Annotated in this window: 23 protein-coding genes; 9 read left to right on the top strand and 14 right to left on the bottom strand. The window is 64.6% G+C overall.

The annotated features are described in order from the left end of the window. Positions 1-61 precede the first annotated feature (61 nt). The gene (locus GGD66_RS29300) at positions 62-553 is read right to left on the bottom strand and encodes an NUDIX domain-containing protein (RefSeq protein ID WP_092261555.1); all 492 of its coding nucleotides are present in this window, start codon (positions 551-553) and stop codon (positions 62-64) included. Positions 554-660: 107 nt separating this feature from the next. Here GGD66_RS29300 and GGD66_RS29295 point away from each other — a divergent pair, with 107 nt between their 5' ends. Beyond that, on the top strand, positions 661-1,542 hold the full coding sequence (locus GGD66_RS29295) for a metallophosphoesterase (protein ID WP_092261623.1): 882 nt from the start codon (positions 661-663) through the stop codon (positions 1,540-1,542). 122 nt (positions 1,543-1,664) lie between these two features. On the opposite strand, the gene GGD66_RS29290 is transcribed toward GGD66_RS29295, so the two are convergent. From GGD66_RS29290 to GGD66_RS29280, 3 genes are all read right to left on the bottom strand, one after another. After that, entirely contained in the window at positions 1,665-2,219 is a 555-nt protein-coding gene (locus GGD66_RS29290) for a hypothetical protein (RefSeq protein ID WP_018323283.1), read from the bottom strand. Positions 2,220-2,415: 196 nt separating this feature from the next. Next, a complete protein-coding gene (locus GGD66_RS29285) occupies positions 2,416-2,625 on the bottom strand; it encodes a hypothetical protein (protein ID WP_018323282.1) in 210 nt (69 codons plus the stop codon). Between the two features lie 30 nt (positions 2,626-2,655). Beyond that, entirely contained in the window at positions 2,656-4,290 is a 1,635-nt protein-coding gene (locus tag GGD66_RS29280) for an isocitrate lyase (RefSeq protein WP_026202905.1), read from the bottom strand. Positions 4,291-4,521: 231 nt separating this feature from the next. Between GGD66_RS29280 and GGD66_RS29275 the strand changes: the two genes are divergently transcribed. Continuing rightward, a complete protein-coding gene (locus tag GGD66_RS29275) occupies positions 4,522-5,967 on the top strand; it encodes a short-chain fatty acyl-CoA regulator family protein (RefSeq protein ID WP_018323280.1) in 1,446 nt (481 codons plus the stop codon). Between the two features lie 162 nt (positions 5,968-6,129). Here the strand turns inward: GGD66_RS29275 and GGD66_RS29270 are convergent, their stop codons facing one another. After that, entirely contained in the window at positions 6,130-6,423 is a 294-nt protein-coding gene (locus GGD66_RS29270; RefSeq protein ID WP_014497428.1) for an antibiotic biosynthesis monooxygenase, read from the bottom strand. A gap of 231 nt (positions 6,424-6,654) precedes the next feature. On the opposite strand from GGD66_RS29270, the gene GGD66_RS29265 reads away from it, so the two are divergent. Then, the gene (locus GGD66_RS29265; protein ID WP_026202904.1) at positions 6,655-7,455 is read left to right on the top strand and encodes a hypothetical protein; all 801 of its coding nucleotides are present in this window, start codon (positions 6,655-6,657) and stop codon (positions 7,453-7,455) included. Between the two features lie 176 nt (positions 7,456-7,631). Then, positions 7,632-7,988: a hypothetical protein gene (locus tag GGD66_RS29260; protein WP_183259763.1), complete on the top strand. Its 357-nt coding sequence runs from the start codon at positions 7,632-7,634 to the stop codon at positions 7,986-7,988. Between the two features lie 187 nt (positions 7,989-8,175). Here GGD66_RS29260 and GGD66_RS29255 read toward each other — a convergent pair whose 3' ends face one another. Next, positions 8,176-8,817 (bottom strand): tetratricopeptide repeat protein, encoded by a 642-nt coding sequence (locus tag GGD66_RS29255; RefSeq protein WP_183259762.1) that lies wholly within the window; start codon positions 8,815-8,817, stop codon positions 8,176-8,178. 137 nt (positions 8,818-8,954) lie between these two features. Next, positions 8,955-9,890 (bottom strand): zinc metalloprotease HtpX, encoded by a 936-nt coding sequence (htpX, locus tag GGD66_RS29250; RefSeq protein WP_183259761.1) that lies wholly within the window; start codon positions 9,888-9,890, stop codon positions 8,955-8,957. Positions 9,891-10,174: 284 nt separating this feature from the next. On the opposite strand from htpX, the gene GGD66_RS29245 reads away from it, so the two are divergent. The 5 genes from GGD66_RS29245 to GGD66_RS29225 all read left to right on the top strand — a co-directional run bounded on the left by GGD66_RS29245 (position 10,175) and on the right by GGD66_RS29225 (position 16,970). Continuing rightward, entirely contained in the window at positions 10,175-11,545 is a 1,371-nt protein-coding gene (locus tag GGD66_RS29245) for an HlyD family secretion protein (RefSeq protein WP_179737158.1), read from the top strand. Continuing rightward, entirely contained in the window at positions 11,542-13,482 is a 1,941-nt protein-coding gene (locus GGD66_RS29240) for a glycosyltransferase (protein WP_183259760.1), read from the top strand. Before GGD66_RS29245 ends, GGD66_RS29240 begins: the two co-directional genes overlap by 4 nt. Positions 13,483-13,598: 116 nt before the next feature. Further along, positions 13,599-14,900, top strand: coding sequence for a lytic murein transglycosylase (locus GGD66_RS29235; protein WP_183259759.1), 1,302 nt, complete (start codon positions 13,599-13,601; stop codon positions 14,898-14,900). Positions 14,901-15,186: 286 nt separating this feature from the next. Beyond that, entirely contained in the window at positions 15,187-15,690 is a 504-nt protein-coding gene (locus tag GGD66_RS29230; protein WP_183259758.1) for a DUF1993 family protein, read from the top strand. Between the two features lie 179 nt (positions 15,691-15,869). Beyond that, positions 15,870-16,970, top strand: coding sequence for an alkene reductase (locus GGD66_RS29225; RefSeq protein ID WP_183259757.1), 1,101 nt, complete (start codon positions 15,870-15,872; stop codon positions 16,968-16,970). Positions 16,971-17,178: 208 nt separating this feature from the next. Here GGD66_RS29225 and GGD66_RS29220 read toward each other — a convergent pair whose 3' ends face one another. The 7 genes from GGD66_RS29220 to glpD all read right to left on the bottom strand — a co-directional run bounded on the left by GGD66_RS29220 (position 17,179) and on the right by glpD (position 24,953). After that, the gene (locus tag GGD66_RS29220; RefSeq protein WP_026202903.1) at positions 17,179-18,921 is read right to left on the bottom strand and encodes an ABC transporter substrate-binding protein; all 1,743 of its coding nucleotides are present in this window, start codon (positions 18,919-18,921) and stop codon (positions 17,179-17,181) included. 130 nt (positions 18,922-19,051) lie between these two features. Then, the gene (locus tag GGD66_RS29215) at positions 19,052-19,381 is read right to left on the bottom strand and encodes a DUF2160 domain-containing protein (RefSeq protein WP_018323269.1); all 330 of its coding nucleotides are present in this window, start codon (positions 19,379-19,381) and stop codon (positions 19,052-19,054) included. A gap of 69 nt (positions 19,382-19,450) precedes the next feature. Next, positions 19,451-20,257: a carbohydrate ABC transporter permease gene (locus GGD66_RS29210; RefSeq protein ID WP_018323268.1), complete on the bottom strand. Its 807-nt coding sequence runs from the start codon at positions 20,255-20,257 to the stop codon at positions 19,451-19,453. Continuing rightward, positions 20,257-21,231, bottom strand: coding sequence for a carbohydrate ABC transporter permease (locus tag GGD66_RS29205; RefSeq protein WP_183259756.1), 975 nt, complete (start codon positions 21,229-21,231; stop codon positions 20,257-20,259). The genes GGD66_RS29210 and GGD66_RS29205 overlap by 1 nt, the downstream gene beginning before the upstream one ends. Further along, entirely contained in the window at positions 21,231-22,316 is a 1,086-nt protein-coding gene (locus tag GGD66_RS29200) for an ABC transporter ATP-binding protein (protein WP_179737149.1), read from the bottom strand. The genes GGD66_RS29205 and GGD66_RS29200 overlap by 1 nt, the downstream gene beginning before the upstream one ends. Positions 22,317-22,329: 13 nt before the next feature. Next, entirely contained in the window at positions 22,330-23,406 is a 1,077-nt protein-coding gene (locus tag GGD66_RS29195; protein ID WP_183259755.1) for an ABC transporter ATP-binding protein, read from the bottom strand. Further along, positions 23,403-24,953 (bottom strand): glycerol-3-phosphate dehydrogenase, encoded by a 1,551-nt coding sequence (gene glpD, locus GGD66_RS29190; RefSeq protein ID WP_179737145.1) that lies wholly within the window; start codon positions 24,951-24,953, stop codon positions 23,403-23,405. The genes GGD66_RS29195 and glpD overlap by 4 nt, the downstream gene beginning before the upstream one ends. Positions 24,954-25,182: the final 229 nt, after the last annotated feature.

Here is a 25,182-nt window from a genome sequence, read left to right as displayed (position 1 = left end):
CCGAAACCCTCGGCTTGCATTCGTTCAACGACATCTCCTGATGCATCAGCACAGGCCGACCTCAGCGCCACGTCGCAATCATTGGCCGGCCGTCCAGCACTTCCGCGATCCGCAGCCGCGTCCCTCGCGTGGTGCCGTCGGGCAGCGCCGTGAGCGCGAAGAACCCGCACTCGACGATCTCGCGGTTGGGCTCGGGCTGGCGGTCCTGCCTGAACTGCCTGACGACGTAGACCGCGACGTGGTCGCGGCGGGAAACATGGCTGTTGAGGAAGATGCCGTGCAGCACGGCCTCGCCGGTGAGGTCGATATCGCCCTCCTCCTTGAGCTCGCGCCGCATCGCCTGCTCCATGCTCTCGCCGTGATCGACGCCGCCGCCGGGCAGGTACCAGCCGCTGACATAGCTGTGCCTGACCAGAAACACCCGATTCTCGGCATCCAGCACCACGGCGCGGACGCCGAGCGTCATGCCGCGGACGATGAGGAAATAGGCGTGGAAGACTCGCCGCAGCAGCGGCTCGAATTTTCGTCGAATGCGGTCCAGACGATCTCCCATCAGGCTTCCTTGAGGCCGCTGTCCCGGCGCCGCTTGCACAGTCCCCGCGACCTTGCCATTACAACGGAGCAATAGCGAGGCAATCGCACGCCATGACTCCCAACACGCTGGCCCCCTTCACGCTCGCCCATCTGTCCGATCCGCATCTAGCGCCGTTGCCGAAACCGCGGCTGATCGAGCTCGCCGGCAAGCGCGTGCTCGGCTACGTCAACTGGACGCGTAACCGCCACAAGTACCAGCGCCGCGAGGTGCTCGATGCGCTGGTCGCCGACATGAAGGCGCAGGCGCCCGACCACATCGCGGTGACGGGCGATCTCGTCAACCTCGCGCTGGAAGCCGAGTTCGCCCCTGCCCGCGCCTGGCTCGAAGGCGTCGGCCCGCCCGACCGCGTCACCACGATTCCCGGCAATCACGACGCCTATGTCCGCGCCACCTCGCATCGCTTCGGCGAGACGTTTGCGCCCTATCTCGCCGGTGACGACGGCGGCATCGGCTTTCCATCCGTGCGCCGGCGCGGACCGCTCGCGTTGATCAGCCTGTCCACGGCGGTGCCGACCCTGCCGCTGATGGCGACGGGCACGCTCGGGCGCGATCAGCTCGACTCGCTTGCAGCAATGCTCGAACGGCTCGCGGCCGAGGACGTCTTTCGCGTGCTGCTGGTGCATCATCCCCTGAAGTCCGATGCGCGGCAGAAGCGGATGACCGATTCGGCCGCGCTGCTGACGCTGCTCAAGCGCCACGGCGTCGAGCTGATCCTGCACGGGCACGACCACATTCATTCGACGATGTGGTTCGAGGGTCCCAACGGCAACATTCCCGCGCTCGGCGTGCCCTCCGCCTCCGCGCTCGCGCACGGGCGCTACCCGGCGGCGGCCTACAACCTTTTCAGAATCGAGAAGGACAATGCCGGCTGGCGCTGCGAGCAGACGGTGCGGAGCCTCGGCGCGGGATTTCAGATGGGGCAGATCAAGCATGTGAGGCTGATCTAGTTCGATGTCATTGCGGGGCGCGCGATGCGCGAGCCCGGAATCCATCGGGCCGCAGAATTGGTGGATGAATGGATTCCGGGCTCGCGCCTTTGGCGCGCCCCGGAATGACGGCGGAGAATACCTCACCAGCTCCGCAGGGCCGCCAACAGGGCGAGGCCGAACAAGGCGGCGGCGCCGAGCACGAAGCCGAACACGAACGGCCACAGGCGCGAGCGGCGCGGCGGCGGCGCGACTGCGGGCTTCGGTTCGGGCGGGACCACCATCGCGTGCTCGCGCTCGACCATGCGGCGCGCGACATAATCGGTGACGGCCTCGACGATCACAGCGGTGTCGTGCGATTCGGCGAGCACGATGCGGCCGAAGCGGGTGTCCTGGACGAAGCGGTACATCCGCTTGTCACGCCCCATCACGATGTGGGCGACAACATCGATCCAGAGTCTGGGCGTATCGCCCTGGCTGATGCCGCGGTCAAACAGATCGATTCTGTCAGGCACCTGCGCGAACAGGGGATCGAGCGCATCGTTGAGGATCTCGAGCCGCGCCACCTCGGCATCCCTGAGATCGACGACGACGCCGGTCCTGTCGGCCGCCTCGATCCGCGCGCGCAGCAGCGCATCGCGCAGCCGCACCGGGCGTGGCTGGCCGGGATGGGTCCCGCTGGTTTCGGGCTCTGACATTGTCGGCCTCGTCCTCGACTTTCCTCCATTAACCTATCAGCAACCTTGAGGCCCGCAAAGGGTCCATAATTCCAGATACTTACGGCACCCACAGGCGATTGACCTGTGCCAAAAACAGACGATCCCACCCAGGCAGAGCCTGGATGGGACCATCCGTCCTTGGACGTCTTCTTAATTCAGGTCGGCACCAGGCCCTTTAGGCCGAGACGCGCGACGGCTCTTCCACGATGGAGAAGCGGACGCCGGCCTTGTGGCGGTTCTCTTCCGAGACCGTGCGCCAGGCATCCTCGGCCTCCTTGCGGGTCTTGAACGGACCCTGCACCTGGGCCGAGCCTTCCACGAGCTTGTGGAAGTTCATCGAACCGAACTCGCCGCCGATCACCCAGAAATTGCTGCCTTTGGTCATTGTCAGTCTCCTGTCCAATAGCGTGCTGTGTTAGCCGAACTGGTTCATGGTGTTGTGGACGCCGCCCGCCTTCAGGGCAGCCTCGCCGGCGAAATATTCCTTGTGGTCGTCGCCGATGTCGGAGCCGGCCATGTTCTGGTGCTTGGCGCAGGCGATGCCCTGACGGATCTCGGCGCGCTGGACGTTCTTGACGTAGCCGAGCATGCCCTGGTCGCCGAAATATTCCTTCGCCAGATTGTCGGTCGAGAGCGCCGCCGTGTGATAGGTCGGCAACGTGATCAGGTGATGGAAGATGCCGGCACGCTTGGCCGAATCCGCCTGGAAGGTGCGGATGCGCTCGTCGGCTTCCTGCGCCAGCGGCGTATCATCGTATTCCGGCTTCATCAGCTCGGCACGGTTGTACTTGCTGACGTCCTTGCCGGCTTCCTTCATCGCGTCGTAGACCTGCCAACGGAAGTTCAGCGTCCAGTTGAAGGACGGCGAGTTGTTGTAGGCGAGCTTCGCGTTCGGGACCACCTTGCGGATGCGATCGACCATCTTGGCGATCTGCTCGATATGCGGCTTCTCGGTCTCGATCCAGAGCAGGTCCGCGCCGTTCTGCAGCGAAGTGATGCTGTCGAGCACGCAGCGGTCTTCGCCGGTACCCGGGCGGAACTGGTAGAGGTTCGAGGGCAGCCGCTTCGGACGCATCATCTTGCCGTTGCGGTTGATGATGACGTCGCCGTTGCGGGCGTTCTCCGCGGTGATTTCCTCGCAATCCAGGAAGCTGTTGTACTGGTCGCCGATGTCACCGGGCTTGTGGCTGACGGCGATCTGCTGCGTCAGGCCGGCGCCGAGCGAATCGGTGCGGGTCACGATGACGCCGTCTTCGACGCCGAGCTCGAGGAAGGCGTGGCGGCAGGCGCGGATCTTCGCGATGAACACTTCGTGCGGCACGGTGACCTTGCCGTCCTGGTGGCCGCACTGCTTCTCGTCCGAGACCTGGTTCTCGATCTGCAGCGCGCAGGCGCCCGCTTCGATCATCTTCTTGGCGAGCAGATAGGTCGCCTCGGCGTTACCGAAGCCGGCGTCGATGTCCGCGATGACGGGGACGACATGGGTCTGGAAGTTGTCGATCTTCTCGATCAGCTCCTTCTCGCGGGTCTTGTCGCCTTCCTTGCGCGCCTTGTCGAGGAGACGGAAGATGTCGTTGAGCTCGCGCGAGTCGGCCTGGCGCAGGAAGGTGTAGAGCTCCTCGATCAGCGCCGGCACCGAAGTCTTCTCGTGCATCGACTGGTCGGGCAGCGGGCCGAACTCGGAGCGCAGCGCCGCGATCATCCAGCCCGAAAGATAGAGATAGGTGCGATCGGTCTTGCCGCCGAAGTGCTTCTTGACCGAGATCAGCTTCTGCTGGGCGATGAAGCCGTGCCAGCAGCCGAGCGACTGGGTGTACTTGGTGGGGTCGTTGTCATAGGCGGCCATGTCGGCCCGCATCAAGGCGGCGGTGTAGCGGGCGACGTCGAGACCGGTCCTGAAGCGGTTCTGCAGGCGCATGCGTGCGACGGCCTCGGCCGTCACCCCGTTCCAGGTCGGCTGGGTCTTGAGGAGCGCCTGGGCCGCCTCGACCTCGTTCTGATACGAACCCGGGCCCTGAAGGGTGCTGATGCCGCGCGGCTGGTAGTTCATGTGCCTGATCCTTTCGCTGACGATGGCGATGGCTGGCCATCGACATTCTTGACAGTGCATTGCGAGATGCGGGTCAGGAGCTAAACGCGAAAACAGAAACTTCGGATAGATGGCTTGTTTTTTATTGGTGATGTCATGTAACATCGGAACATGTAATAGATGTTATTTTGTAAATTTTGTAAAAATTATAGGTCAGTTAGGCTGTCCTTAATGTGCATGGAGTCCTGAGAAATGCCCGCCAATTCCGGCAAGAAACTCTTCGTCGGCCCGCGGTTCCGCAGGATCCGGCAGCAACTGGGGCTGTCGCAGACCCAGATTGCCGAGGGGCTCGGGATCTCGCCGAGCTATGTCAACCTGATCGAGCGCAACCAGCGCCCGGTGACGGCGCAGATCCTGCTCCGGCTGGCCGAGACCTATGACCTCGATTTGCGCGACCTCGCCACCGCCGACGAGGACCGTTTCTTCGCCGAGCTCAACGAGATCTTCTCCGATCCGCTGTTCCGCCAGATCGACGTTCCCAAGCAGGAGCTGCGCGACCTCGCCGAGCTCTGCCCCGGCGTCACCCATGCGCTGCAACGGCTCTACGCCGCCTATACCGAGGCGCGCCAGGGCGAGACGCTGGCGGCGGCGCAGATGGCCGACCGCGACGTCGGCACGCGCTTTGAGGCCAATCCGGTCGAGCGCGTCCGCGAGCTGATCGAGGCCAACCGCAACTATTTTCCGGAGCTCGAGCAGGCCGCGGAGGCCCTTCGCGATGAGCTGAACGTGCCGGCCGAGGGACTCTATGCAGCGCTCGCGGCGCGGCTGCGTGAGAAGCATTCGATCCAGACCCGCGTCATGCCGGTCGACGTGATGCGCGAGACGCTGCGGCGTTTCGATCGCCATCGCCGCCAGCTGCTGATCTCCGAGTTGGTCGATCCGCCCGGCCGCGCCTTCCAGCTCGCCTTCCAGCTTGGCCTCGGCGAATGCGCGCAAGCCCTGGAGAGCATCATCGGCCGTGCCGGACCGCTCGACGACGCGCCGCGCCGGCTGTTCCGCATCACGCTCGGCAACTACTTTGCAGCGGCCGTGATGATGCCCTACCCCGCGTTCCTCGCCGCGGCCGAAGCCCTGAATTACGACATCCACGTGCTGGCGCAGCGATTCAATTCCGGCTTCGAGCAGGTCTGCCACCGGCTCACCACCCTGCAGCGGCCGAACGCGCGCGGCATTCCGTTCTTCCTCTTGCGCGTCGACAATGCCGGCAACGTCTCCAAGCGCTTCTCGTCCGGCACTTTCCCGTTCTCGAAATTCGGCGGCACCTGTCCGCTGTGGAACGTGCACTCGACCTTCGACACGCCCGATCGCCTGCTCAAGCAGGTGATCGAGCTGTCCGACGGCACGCGCTATTTCTCGATCGCGCAGATGGTGCGCCGCCCCGTCGCGCCGCACCCGCTGCCGCAACCGCGCTTCGCCATCGGCCTCGGCTGCGAAATCCGTCACGCCGCGCGCCTGACCTACGCCGCCGGCATCGACCTGGAGAAGACCGAGGGCACTCCGATCGGCGTCAACTGCCGCCTCTGCGAGCGCGAAAACTGCGCCCAGCGCGCCGAGCCGCCGATCACGCGCACGCTGATTTTGGACGAGACAACGCGGCGGGTATCGAGCTTCGCGTTCTCGAATGCGCGGGAGTTGTGAGAGCTCTCCCCTCTCCCCGCTTGCGGGGAGAGGGTCAGGGTGAGGGGGAGTCTCCGCGGGGACGGTGAGAGTTGACTCGCGGAGAGTCCCCCTCACCCGGATTGCATTTTCGATGCAATCCGGCCTCTCCCCGCACGCGGGGAGAGGCGAAGCACTGGCGATCTACGCCAGCGTATGCACGATCACCGGCCCCGCAGCCGCGCTCGCATGGCCGGCAAGCAACGGCCCGAGATCCTTCTCGATCCAGGCGATCGCCCGCCGGTTCGCCTCCTCCGCCTGCTCGAACTTGTCGAAGATCGAGATCGCGGTCACGGTATCGTCGCCGGCATAGACGACGTAGTAGGCACGGAAACCGTCGACGTCGCTGATGATCGGAACGGCGCCGTCCTTGATGCGGCGCGCCAGCTCTTCCGCGCTCCCGCTTTTCGCCTTGGCCTGACGGATGGCGGCATACATGGCATCCTCCCCTTCCGGCTGTCTGGACTTTTGGGCTCTGTGCCCGGAGCCGATGTTACGCCGAAGCCCGCCGCCAATCCACGCTTGGTTAACCCCGCACTAATCTGCCGCAGCGATCTGCAACCAACGGTTAAGCACGCCTCAACATCGGTGCCTTAGTCTTGCCCCACTCACTTTTCGCAAACAACGGTGGCCTATTCTGCCGGGCGAAGTGACATCAGGGGGTTCATCATGCGCATTGCGTTGCTGCTGACCGCAACCATTGTCGGCGCGCTCTTCGCCAATCCATCCCAAGCCGGATCGCTCGATGCCGATGCAGCGCAGTCGCTGCCGCCGGGCTTCCAGAGCTATCGCGGCTACATGTTCGACCTGTCGGAGAATTCCGACCGCAAGGATGTCGACAAGCTCACCGACAATCTGAAGAGCCAGATCGACGCGGTCGAGGCGGCCGGCCTGTCGCCGCGCGTGCTGCGCTTCTTCCGCACCGTGCCGATCATCGCCAGCGAGCTCGCCTGCCTCGACGAAGGGGCCGCCACCGCCTGCTACGGCCGCGTCGCTCCCAACGTCGAACGCCGCGTGCCGCGGACGCTGACGGTCTGGGACCACGACAAGCAGCGCTGGACCAATCCGAACGCCGTCGACCTCGCGGTCGATTCGGGCCTCGGCGTGATCATGCTGCGGCCGGACATGATGCGCTACGAAAAGGAGGCGGTGCTGCTGCACGAGCTGCTGCACGCCTACCACGCGCGGCTGTTGCCGGACGGCTACGCCAACAAGGGCGTGATCGCCTATTTCGCCCTTGCCAAGTCCAAGGACTTGCTGCCCAAGGAATCCTATGCGTTGAAGAACCCCATGGAGTTCTTTGCCGTGACCGCCAGCATCTTCCTGGCCGGAAAGAGCGAATTCCACGATCCGAAGTCGCGCGAGACGCTCAAGGAGAAGATGCCGGACTATTACAAATATCTGGTCGGAGTGTTCGGCTTCGACCCGGAGCCGGCGGCTGCAAACGGCCCGGTCGCCTCGCTGAAGTGAGGCGAACCTCGAGCTGCCTCAGCCAGATCAACCAAAGAGCCGCGCCAAATGCGCGGCTTTTTTGTTTTGCAGGCCGGAAGCTGCGGATGACGCCCTGGCGGGAATTGCCAAGGCGGGGCCCGATCTGCATAGTCCCGCCCGCATCGAGACCCATTTTTCGAAGAGGATAGAACAACATGGCGGACGCCGACCTGGATGTCGTGATCCGGCAACTGGCCAGACAGCTGCATACGGGCCTGATGACCCGCGCCAAGGAGCGGCGGGATCGCTTCAACGGCCTGGCGGCCAAGGCCAAGGGCAAGGAGACCGGCGACCGCTTCAAGATGATGGCCAAGGCCACCATGGAGCAGGCCACCGCCGCCGCCAAGCGCCTGCAGATGTCCGCCGACAACGTCGCCGACAGCTACGCGCGGTCAATGCGGCTTGCCGCTAGCGCCCCGGTGGCGGCGAAGGTCGAGAAGAAGGCGAAGGAAGAGAAGCCGGCGAAGAAGGCCGCGAAGGCGAAGAAGGCCAAAGCCAAGAAGGCGAAGTAGGCGGACGAGAAGTATCTCTCCGCACAATCAGCACCTAGGGTGGGCATAGCGACTTGTCCGCCGTAGCTCGAAGAGCGAAGGCGGAAGCGTGCCCACGCGTCTGTTGCCGTATTGTAGAGATCGTGGGCACGGCGCAAGGGCGCCTTTGCCCACCCTGCGATTCCAGGATTCGGTGGATAGAGCCCCCTCACTGCCTCGGCACTGACACCTGCGGCGGCTCGGCGCTGGCGAGCTCGGCGAGCCTGGCGCGCGCGGCTTCGCGGGTTTGACCGTCCTTGCCGGCCGGCAGCGCCAGCGCCGCCTCGAAATCGGCGCGCGCATCGTCGGCCTGGCCGCGGGCGAGGAACGCCAGGCCACGGTCGAGGCGGGCCTGCGCATCCGAGGGGTCGAGGCGAACCGCCGTGTTGTAGCTCAGAATCGCGCGGTCGAGATCGCCGGTGGCGGCGAGCGCGAGACCGCGCTGGTGATAGGGCGCGGCGCGCTTGGGATCATGCGCGATCGCCTCGTCATAGTCGGCGATGGCGAGTTCGAGGTCGCCGTTCTGACGGCGCGCGAGCGCGCGGTCGCGATAGAGCGAGGCGCGGTTGGGATTGAGGTGAATGGCCTCGTCGAAATCGGCGACCGCCCGCCTGAAGTCGCCGTGGCGCAGCGCGATCCGTCCGCGCCCCTCATAGGCAAAGGCGATCAGCGATCCGCGCAGCGGCGAGAAGCCGATCACGGCGGAGCAGATGTCGGGATCGTCCTCGTCGCCGCAATTGACGACCATGTGCGTGGACAGGCCGACGAGCACGCACAGGACGATCAGCAATGGTACGGCAGCTCTGGTCATCTTCGACGGTGGCCGGCAGCGGGCCGGTCACGCATCCCCTTTCGAAGGAAGTGTCTCGCCGGGGTCTTAACACCGGCTCGGACCATCCTGTGTGCGCCAGGTCACAAAGCCGACCGTAAATTGCCGCAGGTTCCATATCAGCCCCAGGGACCACGCGAGGACGAGCGCCCCCATGGGCTGCGTGGCGGATAGTTCTCGTTGGCGCCGACCGATGGCGCCGGCCGCGTGCCGAGCTCGGCCGCGAGCTGCTGAAGCGCCGCAATGCGGTTCTGCGTCGAGGGATGGGTGGCGAACAGATTGTCCACGCCATGGCCCGACAGCGGATTGATGATGAACATGTGCGCGGTCGCGGGGTTTCGCTCGGCCTCATAGTTCGGCACCTGATGCGCGGCGCCCTCGATCTTCACCAGCGCGGAGGCCAGCCACATCGGCTGCCCCGCGATGCGCGCACCGAGATTGTCCGCGGCATATTCGCGGGTGCGGCTGATCGCCATCTGCACCAGCATGGCGCCGAGCGGGGCGAGGATCATCATCAGGATCGAGCCGACGACGCCGAGACCATTGTTGTTCTCGCGGTTGCCGCCGAAGAACATGCCGAACTGCGCCAGCATGGAGATCGCGCCGGCGATGGTCGCAGTGATCGTCATCAGCAGCGTGTCGTGATTCTTGATATGGGCGAGCTCGTGCGCGATCACGCCGGCGAGCTCCTCGCGGCTGAGCTGGCCCATCAGGCCGGTGGTGACGGCGACGGCGGCGTTTTGCGGATTTCGGCCAGTCGCGAACGCGTTGGGCTGCATCTCATCCATCAGGAACACGCGCGGCATCGGCAAGCCTGCCCGGCCCGCAAGTTCCGCGACCAGCCCGACCAGCTCCGGCGCGGTCGAACGATCGACCTCATGGGCGCCGTACATCGAGAGCACCATGCGGTCGGAGTTCCAGTAGGTGAAGAGATTGGTCGCGGCGGCAATAACGAGCGCGATCATGGCGCCGGAGGCGCCGCCGATCAGATAGCCGACGCCCATGAACAGGGCGGTGAGGCCTGCGAGCAGCATTGCGGTACGAAAATAGTTCATGGCCGTCTCCCAAGGCGGCCGCGGGCGAACCTCTGGCCGGCACCCCGGAGGTATGAAGGCTGCCTGCGACCGCAAGGTTCGTGCGTCGCCCGGCCGCACATTCCATCGCGGCGTCAGCCTTTCCCGCGCCGCTAAAGCTTGAGCGGGATTTGCGCAAAAACACGCGCGGACGTTTAGCAACCTGGAAAGCGCAATCGCGGCTTAATTCGCGGTAACCGGGCACGCCGCGCGGTCGCAGCGCATTGACCGGTTCCGTTGGCACCCCGTCAGCAAGGTGACCCGTCATGATGGACCGCTCGAGCGCCGCCTCCCTCGATCCCGCATCTGCTCCCTCCCCTCACGACGCCAAGATTGACGCCAAGATCGACGCGAGGACTGACGCGAAGGGATTGCAGGAGGCGCTGTACGAGCAGATGTTCGCCAATGACGAGCCCGGTCCCGCGCCCGATGCGAAGACAGAGCCGGAATCCCAGCGGCGCTGGCCACGTCTGAGGCGCGGCGCGAAGATCGCGATCGGACTTGCCCTCATCGCCATTTTCGGCTGGCTGCCGCTGCGCGCGGTCTGGGAGTATTCAAGCGTCGAGGCCGTATTGAATTCCCGCCTCGTCACCCTGCGCACGCCGATCGGCGGCCGTGTGGCAGCCGCGCAGCGCTTGACCGATCAGGCCAGGCTCGACGCCGGGACCGTGGTCCTGCGCGTGGTCAACCCGCGCGGCGATCGCACCAGGCTCGACGATCTCCGGCGGCAGAAATCGCGCCTGGAGAACGAGCGGCCGAGCCTTGCCGCCAAGCTTGCCTCGGCCCAGGCCGCGCAAAAGGACCTGGCGCGACAGGCGACGCAATTCCGCGACGGGCGCGTGCTCCAGCTCGAGGCCCGGATCGCCGAGATCCAGACCTCGATCGAGGCCGCGGCAGCGCGGCGGGAGGAAGCCAGTGCCGCGGTCGACCGGGCTTCCTCGCTGGCGAAATCCGGCAACGTCTCGACCGTCGAGCTGGCACGGCTGACGCGCGAGCTCTCCGTGTCGCAGCAGATCGAGCTCGGTGCGCGCAAGCGGCTGGACGCGGCCATGGTCGAGCTTGCCGCGGCACGGAACGGCTCCTTCCTCGGCGACAGCTACAACGACCGGCCAAGCTCGGTGCAGCGCGAGGAAGAGATGCGCCAGCGTGCTGGCGACCTCGACGCCGACCTCGCACGCATCGACACCGAGATCGCCTGGCTCGCCAGCGAGATCATCACCGAAGAGGTTCGCTTCGCCGATCTGTCCGAAGCCAACATCACGACGCCCGTCGCAGGGCGCGTCTGGGAGATGATGACCTCGCCGGGCGAGGACGTGCAAGCCGGCCAACCGCTGCTCAAGGTGCTCGATTGCAGCAGCGCCGTCATCACCGCGAACGTCACCGAGAACGTCTACAACCGTTTGCAGCTCGGCGACCACGCGACCTTCGAGCCGAACGACGGTGGTGCGCCGATCTCCGGCACCGTGGTCAACCTGACCGGCGCCGCCGGCGCGCCCGCCAATCTCGCCATCAATCCCGACGCGCTGAGCAAGGAGCCCTATCGCGTGACCGTTGCGCTCGGTGATGGCGCTGCCCACGCATGCACGGTGGGACGCACCGGCCGCGTGGTGTTTGCAAGGCAAGAGACCGCGCCGTGACGACGGCGCTGACGCCCGGCCTGATTGCGCTCGGCGCCTTCATGGCGATCGTGCCGCTGCTCAGGCGCGACAGCACGATGGCACGCTCGTTCCTGGCCATCGTGTCACTCGTTTTCCTGCTCCGCTATCTCCATTGGCGCGTCACGGCGACTCTCCCGCCGCCGCATCTGACCGCGGATGCCGTGATCGGCTATCCCTTCATGCTGCTGGAAGCGGCCTCGCTCGTCGCGGTCAGTTTGTCTTTGCTGTTCCTGAGCCGAACAATCGATCGTTCCAGATCAGCCAGGATCGACAGCCGCGCCTTCGATCCCGGCGCGCCGCTGATCGACGTCTTCATCTGCACCTACAACGAGGAACGATCGATCCTCGAGCGCACGATCATCGGCGCGACCGGCATGGCGTACGGCAACTACCGCGTCTGGGTGCTCGACGACGGCCGACGGCCCTGGCTGCGGCGACTCGCGGGTGAACTCGGCTGCCATTATCTCACGCGGCCCGACAACCATCACGCCAAGGCCGGCAATATCAATCATGCGCTCCGACATGTCGGTGCGATGCCGAAGCCGCCGCAATTCGTGGCCATCCTCGATGCGGACTTCGTGCCGCGGCCCGACTTCCTGGCGCGGACCATCTCGCTCATGGACGATGCTTCGGTCGGAGTGGTGCAGACGCCGCAGCACTTCATCAATCCCGACCCGATCCAGAGCAACCTTGCTGCAACCGACGTTTGGCCGGACGAGCAACGCTTCTTCTTCGACATCCTGCTGCCGGCGAAAGACGCCTGGGGCGTCGCATTCTGCTGCGGCACCTCATCGCTCATTCGCTACGACGGACTGGTGCGGATCGGGGGGTTTCCAACCGATTCCGTCACAGAAGACTACCTCGTCACGCTTCGCCTGAAGGAGCACGGTCTCAAAACGATCTATCTCAACGAGCGGCTGACGATCGGGCTCGCGCCGGAAGGGTTGAAGGAATACATCACCCAGCGCGCCCGCTGGTGCCTCGGCTTGATGCAAATCGTGCGCGGCCGCAGCGGACCGCTCTCGCGCGAGTCGAAGCTTTCCTTCATCGACCGGCTCTCGCTGGTCGATGCTTTCATGAGCTGGTCCGCGGTCTACACGTCGAAGGTGGCGGGCCTCGTGGTGCCCTGGCTGTTCCTGCTCTTCGGTATCAAGGCGGTCCGTGCCGACCTGAGCGAGCTGCTGCGGTTCTTTCTGCCGTTCTATGTCTGGCACAGCCTCAGCATGGCCTGGCTGTCGCACGGCCGCTCGCTGGCCATGATGACGGACGTGTCGCAACTCATCGCCGCGCCCGCAGTGCTGAAGGCGGTGGCAACCGGTCTGCTGAAGCCGAAAGGACACAAGTTCAAGGTCACGGCGAAAGGCGGGGACCGGGACAGGAGGTTTGTCGAATGGCCGCTGCTGCGGCTCTATGGCACCGCGCTTCTCGTTACGCTCGCGGCCATCGCTTATGCCTTCATCCTGCACCTGCGCGGCGAGAACATCGCCTACGGCGGGCTGGCTTTGGCCTGGAGCCTCTACAACGCGTTCATCCTCACCGTGGTCTGCTTCGTCTGCATCGAGCAACCGCGCAAGCGCAAGGCGGAGCGTTTTGATCGCAACGAGACGGTGCTGCTGCGCCAGCACGGCAAGTCGCATCTCGCGCGGCTCGCCGACATCTCGATCACCGGCGCCCGCCTGATCGATCCCGATCCGCCGCACCCGGGCAGCGCGATCGAATGCCGGATTTATGGCCGCCCGATCGCCGCGGTCGTGGTGCGGCAGACCGCGGATGGATTCGCGGTGCGTTTCGAGGAAGGCATGGATACACGCGTGCATGCGATCAGGGCGTTCTATGCCGGCGAGTATGTTCGCGCCTATCAGGGCGTCAGGGCGCTCCCGGTCGGGAAAGCGCTGCTGATGCGACTGTTCGGCTAGGCCGGCGTCCACTCGCATTACCCATGCTGGCATGGCACGGAAGGGATGGCCTGAGGCCATCACTTCACCTAAACTTCGGGCGAATCCACGCCTGCCCCTTCCCCGCCGGAACCCCTATGGTCCAGACCCGATTTCTGATCGCGGCCGTCGCGCTCCTCGCATGCTCCGCCACTGCCTCCGCCCAGTTCGCGCCGCCGCCCACCAAGCCCGTGGCGCCCAGGACCACCGCAGCCTCGCCGCGTGCGGCGTCCTGCCATAACGGTGCGAGCTTCGATCGCTTCCTCGCCGACGTGAAGCAACAGGCTGTGGCCGCCGGCGTATCGCAGCGGACGATCGCGGAGGCTTCGCCCTACCTCGTCTACGACCAGGGCATCGTCAACCGCGACCGCGGTCAGCGCGTGTTCGGCCAGCTCTTCATCGAATTCGCCGGACGCATGGCGGCGCCCTATCGCATGCAGAACGGCCAGCAGCACATCAAGCAATACGCTGCCGCGTTTGCACGAGCCGAAAAGGAATATGGCGTGCCGCCGGCGGTGATCGCCGCGTTCTGGGGGCTGGAGAGCGACTTCGGCGCCAACATGGGAAATCTGCCGACGCTGAAATCGCTGGTGTCGCTCGCCTATGACTGCCGTCGCTCGGAGATGTTCGTGGGCGAGACCATCGCCGCGCTGAAGATCATCGACCGCGGCGATCTGCATCCCGACGAGATGATCGGCTCCTGGGCCGGCGAGCTCGGCCAGACCCAGTTCCTGCCTGTGCATTACGTCAACTACGCCGTCGACTATGACGGCGACGGACGGCGCGACCTGTTGCGGTCGCCAGCCGACGTGATCGGCTCGACCGCGAACTACATTGCCAACGGCCTGAAGTGGCGGCGCGGCGAGCCGTGGCTGGAAGAGATCAAGGTGCCGCAAAACCTGCCATGGGATAAGACCGATCTCACGGTGCGAGAGCCGCGCTCGACATGGGCGCAGCTTGGCGTCACCTATCCCGACGGCCGGCCGCTGCCGAATGACAATCTCGCAGCCTCGGTGCTGCTACCGATGGGACGCAATGGTCCGGCCTTCATGGCGTACCCGAATTTCGCGGCCTACACCGAGTGGAACAACTCGTTGATCTATTCGACCACCGCGGGCTATCTCGCCTCGCGCATTGCAGGTGCCGCACCGATGCGCAAGCCGACGGCGCCGGTGGCGCAGCTGCCGTTCAACGAGCTCAAGGAACTGCAGCAACTGCTCGTGCGTGCGGGCTTCAATGTCGGCAAGGTCGACGGCGTGCTGGGCCAGCAGAGCCGCGCGGCCGTCAAGGCGATGCAGATCAAGCACGGCCTGCCGGCCGATTCCTGGCCGACCGCCGAGCTGCTGGCGCGCATGCGCGGCGCCACGGCGCAGGCCCAGCCGGCGGGCACGTTGCGTTGACTGATCTATCCGTAGTCATTCCCCGCGAAGGCGGGGAATCCAGTACGCCGCAGCTTCTCGGTTCAATCACCGCCGTCTCGGAGTACTGGATCGCCCGGTCAAGCCGGGCGATGACAGCCGAGGATTGGCTATGAGAGCGGAGGGTGTAGCAACGACCGCGCGGGAGTGGCGCGGGAGAATTTTCGCACTGCACAAGCAGCTTCCCGCGATTGTATTTTTCCGTGAGCCTCCCATGTGAGTAGCTCAGGTTTTCTCCTGAGATTTCCCATTCACAAGCGAGCATCACATGTCCTTCTACGACGCCGTCGTCCCCGCCTATTTGCAAATGCTGAACAGCGTGACCGGCCTGCTCACCAAAGCCGAGGCGCATTGCGCGGCCAAGAAGATCGACCCGAGCGTGCTGCTCGGCTCCCGCCTCTTCCCGGACATGCTGCCGCTGTCGAAGCAGGTCCAGCTCGTCGGCGATTTCGCCGCCAAGGGCTGTGCTCGGCTCACTCATAGCGAGGTGCCCTCCACGCCTGACACCGAGACGACCTTCGCAGAGCTGAAGCAGCGGCTGGCCAAGACCATCGACTATGTGAAGTCGTTCAAGCCCGAGCAGTTCGAAGGTGCCGAGACCAAGGACGTCACCTTCCCCGCGGGCCCCGACAAATCCGTCACCATGAAGGGCCAGCAATTCCTGAGCGCGTTCTCGCTGCCGAACTTCTATTTCCACGCCGCGACCGCCCACGGCATTTTGCGCCACAATGGCGTCGAGATCGGCAAGCGCGATTTTATGGGCGCGAACTGATTTGCGAAATCGCACGGCCGTGGCAGTCGCAATCCACTGTCACGGCCAAAATCGCACATGAATTATGCTACGCGGGCCCCGCCGCGTAGCTCGCCTGCACTTTCCGTATGGCTTCTCCCTTGCGCCCGATGTCGCGATGCACAAGTGTTCGGGACCTCACACCCCTGGAAGCATTCCCCATGAGCCGTTCGACCAAACTGTTTGAGACCTACAAGCTCGGCCCGATCACGCTGGCGAACCGCCTGGTGATGGCGCCGCTGACGCGCAACCGTGCCGTGCCCGGCACGTTCGTGCCTGGTGCGCTCGCCGCCGATTATTATGGCCAGCGCGCCTCCGCAGGGCTCCTGATCACCGAAGCGAGCCAGGTCTCGCAGCAGGGCCAAGGCTACCAGGACACGCCCGGCATCTACTCCAAGGACCAGGTGGTCGGCTGGCGCAAGCTCACCGACAAGGTCCATGCGCGCGGCGGCAAGATCTTCATCCAGCTCTGGCATGTCGGCCGCATCTCGCATGTCGACCTGCAGGCGGGTGGCGCAGCCCCCGTGGCACCGAGCGCGATCCGCGCCAAGGGCAAGACCTTCGTGAACGGCGGCTTCGCCGACGTCTCCGAGCCGCGCGCGCTCGAGCTCTCCGAAATCCCCGGGATTATCGACGATTTCAAGCGCGCCACGAAGAACGCGCTGGAGGCCGGCTTCGACGGCGTCGAGATTCACGGCGCCAACGGCTATTTGCTTGAGCAGTTCGCCAAGGACGGCGCCAACACGCGCACCGATGCCTATGGTGGCTCGATCGAGAACCGCGCGCGGCTGATGCTGGAGGTGTCCAAGGCCGTCGTGGCCGAGGCCGGCGCCGACCGTACCGGCATCCGCATCTCGCCGGTGACGCCGGCCAACGATATCTCGGATTCCAACCCGCAAGCCCTGTACGACCATATCGTCGACGGCCTCAGCGCGCTGAAGCTGGTCTATCTCCACGTCGTCGAAGGCGCCACCGGCGGCCCGCGCGACATCGCGCCGTTCGACTATGCATCCTTGCGCAAGCGCTTTGCCGGCGCCTATGTCGCCAATAACGGCTACGATTTCGATCTCGCCACCAAGGTGCTGGACACCAATGCGGCCGACCTCATCGCCTTCGGCAAGCCGTTCATCTCCAACCCCGACCTCGTCGAGCGGCTGAAGCAGGGCGCAACGCTGAACGACTGGGACAAGACCACGTTCTACGGCGGCGGTGCGAAGGGTTATACGGACTATCCGACGCTCGCGGCCGAGCCGGCGGAGTAACGACCAACCACACGACAGCTGTCATGCCCCGCGAAAGCGGGGCATCCAGTACGCCGCGGCCTCTCGGTTCAATCGCGACCGTCTCGGAATACTGGATTGCCAGCCTTCGCGGGCAATGACACCCAGTGTGTAAGACGCGCTGGTGCCACAAGCGCAAAACAAAAAGGCCGGGATTGCTCCCGGCCTTTCGTCCTTGTGAGACCTTGCCTTACTTCGCTTCCGCCCGCTTGGGCGGGGTGGCCGGCCACGATTTGATCAGAGTGTCGTAGTCGACGGTCTCGCCCTTCGGCTTCTCGTTGGCGAGCTTGCGCTGCGGAGCAATCGTGCCGTCCTTCTGGGCCTTGGCGAACCAGTATTCGGCCGTCTCCTTCTTGTGCAGCTTGGGACCGCAGGCGCCCTGCACGCCGGACTTCTCCAGGCGCTCCATGACGGAGTCCTGAGCGGCGGCCAGCGCGTCCATCGCCTGCTGCGGGGTCTTCGCACCGGACGACGCATCGCCGATGTTCTGCCACCACAGCTGCGCGAGCTTCGGATAGTCGGGCACGTTGTTGCCGGTCGGGGTCCACTGCACGCGCGCGGGCGAGCGGTAGAACTCGATCAGGCCGCCGAGCTTCGGCGCACGCTCGGTGAACGACTTGTCCCAGATGTCGGATTCACGGATGAAGGTGAGACCGACATGGCTCTTCTTCAAGCTCACCGACTTCGAGATGATGAACTGGAGATAGAGCCAGGCCGCCTTGCGGCGATCCGCCGGGGTCGACTTCAGCAGCGTCACGGAGCCGGCGTCCTGGTAGCCGAGCTTCATGCCTTCCTTCCAGTACGAACCGTGCGGCGAGGGAGCCATACGCCATTTCGGCGTACCGTCCGCGTTCATCACGGCGATGCCCGGCTTCACCATGTCGGCGGTGAAAGCGGTGTACCAGAACATCTGCTGGGCGATGTTACCCTGCGCCGGCACCGGGCCTGCTTCGGAGAACGTCATGCCCTGCGCCTGCGGCGGCGCGTACTTCTTCAGCCACTCGAGATACTTGGTGATCGAGTAGACCGCGGCCGGACCGTTGGTGTCGCCACCACGCTCCACCGAGGAGCCGACCGGACGGCAGCCTTCCATGCGGATGCCCCATTCGTCGACCGGCAGGCCGTTCGGAATGCCCTTGTCACCGTTGCCGGCCATCGACAGCCAAGCGTCGGTGAAACGCCATCCGAGCGAGGGGTCCTTCTTGCCATAGTCCATATGGCCGTAGACCTTGACGCCGTTGATCTCCTTGATGTCGTTGGTGAAGAACTCGGCGATGTCCTCATAGGCGGACCAGTTCACGGGCACGCCGAGCTCGTAACCATACTTGGCCTTGAACTTGGCCTTGTAGTCGGCGTTGGTGAACCAGTCGTAGCGGAACCAATAGAGGTTGGCGAACTGCTGGTCGGGCAGCTGATAGAGCTTGCCGTCCGGCCCCGTGGTGAATGACTTGCCGATGAAGTCGTTGACGTCGAGCATGGGATCGGTGACGTCCTTGCCCTCGCCGGTCATGTAGTCCGACAGCACGACGGTCTGGCCGTAGCGGAAATGCGTGCCGATCAGGTCGGAATCGTTGATCCAGCCGTCATAGACGTTCTTGCCGGACTGCATCTGGGTCTGCAGCTTCTCGACGACGTCACCTTCCTGGATGAGGTCGTGCTTCAGCTTGATGCCGGTGAGCTCGGAGAACGCCTTGGCCAGCGTCTGCGACTCATATTCGTGAGTCGTGATGGTCTCGGAGACGACGTTGATCTCCATGCCCTTGAAGGGCTCGGCGGCCTTGGCGAACCACTCCAGCTCCTTCTTCTGGTCTTCCTTCGACAGCGTCGAGGGCGTGAATTCCGCGATCCACTTCTGGATCACGGCGTCGTCGGCGGCGCGGACCGGCGCCGAGACGGCGAACGACACCGCAATGATGGCGGCGGCGCTGGACATGGTCAGAAAACTATTCTTGGCCAATGGACCTTTCCTTCTCCTAAACTGTCGCATGTTGTTCCTCCGTTGCAGCGACAAACTTTTATACAGACCCGGATTGCCCCCGGATCTGGCCGTCCCTTCGCGAGCTTCAGACCGTGCGAAAAATGAGCACGGCCGTGACCAGCGAAATTCCACTTGCGAGCCACAGGCGCGAGATTTCAACGCCCTCCTCGCCGATCGGCAGCGTTGCGATCGCATCGGTGCCGAAGAAGCCGATCCAGAGAAGGTGGATGACCGCCGCTGATATCAGCGAGATGAACAGGCGGTCGCCGCGCGTGGTCGGAATTCGGAGCACACCGACGCGCTCGGCTTCGGGATAGACCGCCGCAAGCCACGTCATCACGGCGAGCGTGCAGGCCAGCGCGGCGAAGAAGATCGCCGTGGGCAGCGTCCAGGCCATCCATGCGATGGATTCCATGCTCTTACTCCTTGCGCATGATCTGGTCCGAAAACCGGTTTCCACTTTTCGGGATCATGCGCGCTCTCCTTACACGCGACCGAGCGCGAAACCGCTCGCGATGTAGTTGCGGACGAACCAGATCACGAGCGCGCCCGGGATGATGGTGAGCACGCCGGCGGCTGCCAAGAGGCCCCAATCCATGCCCGACGCCGACACCGTGCGCGTCATGATCGCCGCGATCGGCTTGGCCGACACCGAGGTCAGCGTGCGCGCGAGCAGGAGCTCGACCCAGGAGAACATGAAGCAGAAGAAGGCGGCGACGCCGATGCCGCTTGCGATCAACGGCACCAGGATCTTGATGAAGAAGCGCGGGAAGGAATAGCCGTCGAGGAAGGCAGTCTCGTCGATCTCGCGCGGCACGCCGGAAACGAAGCCTTCGAGGATCCACACCGCCAGCGGCACGTTGAAGATGCAGTGCGCGAGCGCGACCGCCCAGGGCGTATCGAACAGGCCGATCGCCGAATAGAGGTTGAAGAAGGGCAGCGCGTAGACCGCGGCCGGCGCCATGCGGTTCGACAAGAGCCAGAAGAACAGATGCTTGTCGCCGAGGAAGCGGTAGCGCGAGAACGCATAGGCCGCCGGCAGCGCCACCGAGATCGAGATGATGGTGTTGAGAACGACATATTCCAGCGAGTTGATGTAACCGGAATACCAGCTCTCGTCGGTGAAGATGCGCTTGTAGTGCTGCAGCGTCGGGGTATGCGGCCATAGCGTCATCGTCGAGACGATCTCGCTGTTGGTCTTGAAGCTCATGTTGACGAGCCAGTAGATCGGCAGCAGCAGGAAGATCAGAAACAGCCCCATGATGAGGCGGCGGCCGGGAATCGAATGCATCACGCCACTCCTTCCTTTGGCTTGAGCACCGGCACGGGCTTGAGCGCGGCCGCAGGCTTCGGTTCGGCCGCCGGCTCGCTCTCCGCCTGGACTTTGCGCTCGACACCGGCGTTGGTCATGACGGTGTAGAAGATCCAGCAGACGATCAGGATGATGAGGTTGTAGACCAGCGACAGCGCCGCGGCCTTGCCGAGGTCGAACTGACCCAGCGCGATCTTGACGAGCTCGATCGACACGAAGGTGGTGGAGTTGCCGGGTCCGCCGCCGGTGACGACGAACGGCTCGGTGTAGATCATGAAGCTATCCATGAAGCGCAGCAGCACCGCGATCAGCAAGACGCGGTTCATTTTCGGCAGCTGGATTGCCTTGAACACGGCCCAGCGCGAGGCGCCGTCGATCTGGGCGGCCTGGTAATAGGCTTCGGGAATCGACTTCAGGCCGGCATAGCAGAGCAGCGCGACGAGGCTGGTCCAGTGCCAGACGTCCATCACGATGACGGTGACCCAGGCGTCGATGTCGTTGGAGACGTAATTGTAGTCGATGCCCGCGGCGTTGAGGACGTAGCCGAGCAGCCCGATGTCGGGACGCCCGAAGATCTGCCAGATCGTGCCGACCACGTTCCACGGAATCAGCAGCGGCAGCGCGAGGATCACGAGGCAGGCCGCCACCGTCCAGCCCTCGCGCGGCATCGACAACGCGACCACGATCCCGAGCGGCACCTCGATCGCGAGGATCACCAGCGAGAAGAACAGGTTGCGGCCGAGCGAAGCGAGAAAGCGGCCGCCGAGATCGGTCGAGGGATCAAGCAATTCCTTGAACCAGCCGACGCCGTTCCAGAAGAACTGGTTGTTGCCGAAGGTGTCCTGCATCGAATAGTTCACTACCGTCATCAGCGGCAGCACCGCCGAGAAGGCGACGACCAGGAACACCGGCAGCACCAGGAACCAGGCTTTTTGGTTGACGGTCTTGTCCATCAGGCGGCTCCCTCCACCAGAAGGCTATCGGCATAGACGTGGACGTGGGACGGGTCGAATTTCAGTCCGGCCATGCCGTCCGCGCTCGTGAAGCCCGCCGGCGCGCGCGCCGCGAGCTTGGCGTCACCAAGGCGTGCCCGCGCAAAACGGATGCGGCCGAGATCGTCGAGGCGCTCGATCTTCGCCGTGAGCAGGCCGGGCGCAGGTGCCACGACCTCGACGAATTCGGGACGGACGCCGATCTCGATCTTTGCGCCGGCAGGCAGATTGTCGTAGGCGCGGTTCAGCGCGATGACGTGACCACCAATGCGCGCCTCGCGTCCCCTCACCTCGGCCGGCAGGATGTTCATGCCGGGCGAGCCGATGAAATAGCCGACGAAGGTGTGTGCCGGCTTGTCAAACAGCTCGGCCGGGGTGCCGCTCTGCACCACGCGGCCGTCATGCATGACGACGACGGTGTCGGCGAAGGTCAGCGCCTCGGTCTGGTCGTGGGTCACGTAGATCATCGTGAGGTCGAGCTCGCGATGCAGCGCCTTCAGCTTGGAGCGGAGCTGCCATTTCAGCTCGGGATCGATCACCGTCAGCGGCTCGTCGAACAGCACGGCGGCGACGTCGGAACGGACGAGACCGCGGCCGAGCGAGATCTTCTGCTTGGCATCGGCCGTGAGCCGCGTCGCCTTGCGGTTCAGATAGGGTTCGAGATCGAGCAGGCGGCCGATCTCGGCGACGCGCTTGTCGATTTCGGCCTTCGGCACGCCGCGGTTCTTCAGCGGAAACGCCAAATTCTGTCCGACCGTCATGGTGTCGTAGATCACCGGAAACTGGAACACCTGCGCGATATTGCGCTTCTGGGTTGACAGAGGTGTGATGTCCTTGCCGTCGAACAGGATTTGCCCCCGCGACGGCGTGATGATGCCGGAGATGACGTTGAGCAGCGTGGTCTTGCCGCAGCCGGACGGACCAAGCAGCGCATACGCGCCGCCCTGCCGCCAGGTCATGGTCACCGGCTTCAGTGCAAAGCTGTCCTGCGGCGCATCATTGCCGCCGTAGGAGTGGGCGAGATCGACGAGGTCAATGCGGGCCATGGCGCATCCCCTCCTACGATCCAGGTGCTGCGACCAGCCGGTCGGCAGCATCGAACACAAAAACGTCGTTGGGATCGAGCACGGCGTCGAGCGTCTGGCCGGGCTCGAACTCGTGCACGCCGTGCAGCACCGCCACCCAGTTCGATCCTTCGCGGGTCAGATGCACGAAACTCTCCGAACCGGTGATCTCGGTCACCGTGACAGTGGCATGGAAGGCATGGCGATCAGCCTCGCCATTGGCGAGCGCGAGCTGATGCGCGCGAAAACCGACGCGATAGGCGCCGTCGGCCAGCGACGAATAGAGGCCAGAGGCCGGCGAGGCGGTGCCGCCGGCATAAGCGACCTGCCCGTTCTTCTTCTCGATACCGACGAGGTTGAGCGGCGGATCGGAAAACACCTGGGCGACGCGCAGGGTCTGCGGCCGGCGGTAGACATTGGCAGTCTCGCCGATCTGGAGCGCCTGGCCTTCCCACATGCATACAGTGTTGCCGCCGAGCAGCAACGCCTCGGTTGGCTCGGTCGTGGCATAGACGAAGATCGCGCCCGAGGCCTCGAAGATGCGCGGCAGCTCGGCGCGCAGCTCCTCGCGCAGCTTGTAATCGAGATTGGCGAGCGGCTCGTCGAGCAGCACGAGATCGGCGCCCTTGACCAGCGCGCGCGCGATCGCGGTGCGCTGCTGCTGGCCGCCAGAGAGCTGGAGCGGCGTGCGCTTCAGAAACGGCTCGAGCCGGAGCAGCTTTGCGGCTTCCGCCACCCGCGTCTCGATCTCGTCGCGCGGCTTGCCCTGCACGCGCAGGGGCGAGGCGATGTTCTCGTAGACCGTCAGCGAGGGGTAGTTGATGAACTGCTGATAGACCATCGCAACCGAACGCTGGCGCACGTCGGCGCCGGTAACGTCCTTGCCGTTGACCAGCACCTTGCCCGAGGTCGGCTTGTCGAGGCCGGCGAGCAGCCGCATGATCGAGGTCTTGCCCGACAGCGTCGGCCCGAGCAGCACGTTCAGCGTGCCGCTCTCAAGCGTCAGCGAGACGTCGCGGATATGCTGGACCCCCTCGACGGTTCGGGTCACGTGATCGAGCGTCACGGTCATGAGCGTCCTCCCGCTTCCAGCAGAGGACTTTGCGGCACGGCGTGGGTCCTGATCCAGTCGTCAAGCGCAGCAATCTCATCGGCAGATAGTCGCAGGCCGAGCTTGGAACGGCGCCAGACGACGTCCTCGGCGGTCACGGCCCATTCATTGGCCATGAGGTAGCGGACCTCGCGCTCGGTCAGCGTCGCGCCAAAGGCCTGGCCGAGATCGGCCGATGATTTGGCGTCGCCGAGCAGCTTGATGGCCTTGGTGCCATAGGCGCGCGCGAGCCGCCTGGCGTGCTCGTGGCTGAGGAAGGGATAGCCGCGCTGCAGCTCGGCGATCAGGCCGTCGATGTCGGACACATTCATGTCGCCGCCGGGCAGCGGCCATTTGCCGGTCCACCCCTCCCGCGCTTTTGCGCTGCGAAGATAGGGTGCCAGCCGCTCCAGGGCCTCCTCGGCGAGGCGGCGATAGGTGGTGATCTTGCCGCCATAGATCGACAGCAGCGGCACGCCGCCGGGCGTGTCGAGCTCGAACACGTAGTCGCGCGTCGCGGCCTTGGCTTCGCTGGCGCCGTCGTCATAGAGCGGGCGCACGCCGGAATAGGTCCAGACCACGTCGTCCGGCGTCACGGGCTTCGCCAGATATTCGCTCGCCGCGGTGCAGAGATACTGGATCTCCTCCGCCGTCGCCTTCACCTTGGCGGGATCGCCGTCATAATCGCGATCCGTGGTGCCGATCAGCGTGAAATCGTCCTGGTACGGGATCACGAAGATGATGCGGCCGTCCGCGTTCTGGAACATGTAGGCGCGGTCGTGGTCGTAGAGCTTCCTGACCACGATGTGCGAACCCTGCACCAGGCGCACCTTGGCTTTCGCGTTGACGCCGGCGCCGCGGCCGAGCACGTCCTCGACCCAGGGGCCGCCGGCGTTGACCAGAGCCTTTGCCTGGACCTGCGAGCGCTCACCGGTCAGCGTGTTGACCATGCTCACGGTCCAGAGGCCGTCGGACTGCTTGATATCCGTTGCGCGGGTGCGGGTGCGGATCTCGGCGCCCTTGTCGGCGGCATCGCGTGCATTGAGCACGACGAGGCGGGCGTCATCGACGAAACAGTCGGAATATTCAAAGGCGCGACTGTAACGATTCGGGATCAATGGCTTGCCGACCTCGTCACGGCGCAGGTCAACCGAGCGGGTCGCCGGCAACAGATGACGGCCGCCGATGTGATCATAAAGGAAGAGGCCGAGCCGCAGCAGCCAGGCGGGGCGCAGACCGGCGTGGTGCGGCAATACGAAACGCAAGGGGCGGATGATGTGGGGCCCGATGCCCCAGAGGATCTCGCGCTCGATCAGCGCCTCGCGAACGAGGCGAAACTCGTAATATTCGAGATAGCGCAGGCCGCCATGCACCAGCTTGGTCGACCAGGACGACGTCCCGCTCGCCAAATCGTTCATTTCGCACAGGAAAACCGTGTTGCCGCGGCCCACCGCGTCGCGCGCGATGCCGCAGCCATTAACACCGCCTCCAATGATGGCGAGGTCGAAAATACGCTCCAACAGACGCATCCCCCGGCGACCGCTCGTTCCGTCGAGCGGCTACTTTCGTTTTTGATTAGATCACACCGAAAAACGAAAGCAAGACGAAAGAGAGGAGGAAGGAAGTGAAAGCGAAACTTTTTTCAACGCCATACGGCGGAGAAATCAGCAGGAGAACGGACAAGTTTTGAGGCAGACGGCTCGACTGATCGGCTCACGGGGCACACCGCACCGCTTCAGCCGACTTGAATGTAGCAAC

This window comes from Bradyrhizobium sp. CIR48 (genome assembly GCF_014198315.1).
In the GTDB taxonomy this organism is placed as follows: Bacteria; Pseudomonadota; Alphaproteobacteria; order Rhizobiales; family Xanthobacteraceae; genus Bradyrhizobium.
The sequence above is the reverse complement of the archived record's forward strand: the minus strand, read 5'-3'. Positions and strand labels throughout refer to the sequence as shown.